At 48.9% G+C, this 3,418-nt stretch carries 2 tRNA genes and 3 rRNA genes (1 of these 5 cut by a window edge); all 5 read left to right on the forward strand.

Annotated elements, in window-relative coordinates:
- A 16S ribosomal RNA gene (locus CLOL250_RS02895) occupies positions 1–1,317 on the forward strand; the annotation flags it as partial.
- 196 nt (positions 1,318–1,513) lie between these two features.
- A 5S ribosomal RNA gene (gene rrf / locus CLOL250_RS02900) occupies positions 1,514–1,631 on the forward strand.
- A gap of 56 nt (positions 1,632–1,687) precedes the next feature.
- Positions 1,688–1,761: transfer RNA gene (locus CLOL250_RS02905), tRNA-Ile, on the forward strand.
- 104 nt (positions 1,762–1,865) lie between these two features.
- A tRNA-Ala gene (locus CLOL250_RS02910) sits at positions 1,866–1,938 on the forward strand.
- A 448-nt stretch (positions 1,939–2,386) separates the two neighbouring features.
- A 23S ribosomal RNA gene (locus CLOL250_RS14085) occupies positions 2,387–3,418 on the forward strand (it continues 2,196 nt past the right edge of the window).

Below are 3,418 nucleotides of genomic sequence, written 5' to 3' on the forward strand. Positions count from 1 at the left end.
ACGGTGTGAAAAACTCCGGTGGTATGATAAGGATCCGCGTCTGATTAGCTAGTTGGTGAGGTAACGGCCCTCCAAGGCAACGATCAGTAGCCGGCCTGAGAGGGTGAACGGCCACATTGGGACTGAGACACGGCCCAAACTCCTACGGGAGGCAGCAGTGGGGAATATTGCACAATGGGGGAAACCCTGATGCAGCGACGCCGCGTGAGTGATGAAGTATTTCGGTATGTAAAGCTCTATCAGCAGGGAAGATAATGACGGTACCTGACTAAGAAGCACCGGCTAAATACGTGCCAGCAGCCGCGGTAATACGTATGGTGCAAGCGTTATCCGGATTTACTGGGTGTAAAGGGTGCGTAGGTGGTGAGACAAGTCTGAAGTGAAAATCCGGGGCTTAACCCCGGAACTGCTTTGGAAACTGCCTGACTAGAGTACAGGAGAGGTAAGTGGAATTCCTAGTGTAGCGGTGAAATGCGTAGATATTAGGAGGAACACCAGTGGCGAAGGCGACTTACTGGACTGCTACTGACACTGAGGCACGAAAGCGTGGGGAGCAAACAGGATTAGATACCCTGGTAGTCCACGCCGTAAACGATGAATACTAGGTGTCGGGGCCCAAAGGGCTTCGGTGCCGCAGCCAACGCAATAAGTATTCCACCTGGGGAGTACGTTCGCAAGAATGAAACTCAAAGGAATTGACGGGGACCCGCACAAGCGGTGGAGCATGTGGTTTAATTCGAAGCAACGCGAAGAACCTTACCAAGTCTTGACATCCTGCTGACCATTCCTTAATCGGAACTTTCCTTCGGGACAGCAGAGACAGGTGGTGCATGGTTGTCGTCAGCTCGTGTCGTGAGATGTTGGGTTAAGTCCCGCAACGAGCGCAACCCCTATTTCCAGTAGCCAGCAGTCAGATGGGCACTCTGGAGAGACTGCCGGGGATAACCCGGAGGAAGGTGGGGATGACGTCAAATCATCATGCCCCTTATGATTTGGGCTACACACGTGCTACAATGGCAGTTACAAAGAGAAGCGAAACTGTGAAGTGGAGCAAACCTCAAAAAGGCTGTCTCAGTTCGGATTGTAGTCTGCAACTCGACTACATGAAGCTGGAATCGCTAGTAATCGCAGATCAGAATGCTGCGGTGAATACGTTCCCGGGTCTTGTACACACCGCCCGTCACACCATGGGAGTCGGAAACGCCCGAAGTCAGTGACCCAACCGCAAGGAGGGAGCTGCCGAAGGCAGGTTCGATAACTGGGGTGAAGTCGTAACAAGGTAGCCGTATCGGAAGGTGCGGCTGGATCACCTCCTTTCTAAGGAAAAGGAAGAAGTAAGGGTTGTTATGTTGTTAAGCGTTTAAGGTTATGTAAACGGCAAACCTCGTGAAGAAAACTTCACTCGGTGATGCGACTGCGTCGCATATAGTTTTTAACATTATACAACGCAGAAAAGTAAACTTTTCTGGTTGATAACATTAAAAACTGCATTTACTTATTAACGCACAAATTTGCTGGTGGTGATGCGCTTATGGGAAACACCCGTACCCATCCCGAACACGACGGTTAAGACGTAAGCGGCCGATGGTACTGCACTGGAGACGGTGTGGGAGAGTAGGTGGCTGCCAGCTCCAAGTTTGATCAGAAATGGTCAAAGTGCTTATCAAGTGTAAGCAGAAAAAGAGATGGGCTTATAGCTCAGCTGGTTAGAGCGCACGCCTGATAAGCGTGAGGTCGATGGTTCGAGTCCATTTAAGCCCATGAGCAGAGAGCTTAGTGAAAGCGAGTCGAAAGACGAAGCATGAACTTAGCCGTAGCCATGTCGACGCTCTTAATGAGCATTAGCGAATTTAGGAGTCGACCTTGGGGGTATAGCTCAGTTGGGAGAGCACCTGCCTTGCAAGCAGGGGGTCACGAGTTCGAATCTCGTTATCTCCACGAAAACATAGGACGAGCGGTCTTGTTTTTAAAAGCGTTCATGAAGAACTTGTTCTTCGATGAAGGATTTTGAAAACAGAAGGACATTCGTAGAATGTCCGTGATGAAGTAAGCGAAGCTTACGAATCAGACCGATATATTGAATCTTATGTTTTAACAAAAATAGAGTACAAGAGAGGAATGTTCCACTCCACTAAGACTCGCGGTTGAACCGCTCGTCAAGTGTCGGGAACCACTTTCGCACTAAGCTCGAAAGAACCTCGCTAAGTGCTCAATGTGTACCTTGAGAATTTCATACAGAAAGAAATAGAGATATTATTAATAAGCCATTAATAATTAACAAGACATCAAATAATCCAAGAAACGTTTCAAGAGATTGAAACAAACGCGAATCAAGTTATCGAAAGATAGCAACGGACCACAGCATATCAAGCTACGTATGCTGTAAGGTTAAGTTAGAAAGAGCGCAGGGTGGATGCCTTGGCACTGAGAGCCGAAGAAAGACGTGATAAGCTGCGAAAAGCTGCGGTAAGGAGCAAATATCCGATGACCCGCAGATATCTGAATGGGGAAACCCGGCTGAGCAAACCTCAGTCACCGTATACTGAATACATAGGTATACGGAGGGAACCCGCTGAACTGAAACATCTAAGTAGGCGGAGGAAGAGAAAGAAACATCGATTCCGTAAGTAGCGGCGAGCGAACGCGGAAGAGCCCAAACCGTTGTGCGTGCACGACGGGGTATGGACTGCGATATGGCAGTGTGGAAGATAGTAGAAGGGTCTGGGAAGTCCCGCCAGAGAGAGTGAAAGCCTCGTACATGAAATCAGAAACACGCCTAGCAGGATCCGGAGTACCACGAGACACGAGAAACCTTGTGGGAAGGCGGAGGGACCACCCTCCAAGGCTAAATACTACTCAGTGACCGATAGCGCATAGTACTGTGAAGGAAAGGTGAAAAGGACCCCGGGAGGGGAGTGAAAGAGAACCTGAAACCCTGTGTTTACAAGCTGTGGAACTGCGAATAAAGCAGAACCGCGTACTTTTTGTAGAACGGTCCGGCGAGTTTCTTGTGCTGGCGAGGTTAAGTACTTCAGGTACGGAGCCGAAGTGAAAGCAAGTGTTAATAGCACGTAAAGTCAGTATAAGAAGACCCGAAACCGGGTGATCTACCCATGTCCAGGTTGAAGTTGCCGTAGAAGGCAATGGAGGACCGAACGCACATCCGATGAAAAGGGTGGCGATGAGGTGTGGGTAGGAGAGAATTCAAATCGAACCCTGTGATGTCTGGCTGGACGAGATGATAGATTTATGTGAAGTCTCGAGATGATCTGGCGTTAGTTCAGCTCGATATATGTCTTTCGTCGGGAGAATCGACGACCATTTGACATTGCACATGGACGAGATGACGCAGTGCATGATTCACAATTGTAGAGCACTTGATCTGTTAAGCGATTAAGCAGGACCTGTTTATCGGACA

It is taken from the genome of Clostridium sp. L2-50 (assembly GCF_000154245.1).
GTDB lineage: Bacteria > Bacillota > Clostridia > Lachnospirales > Lachnospiraceae > Coprococcus.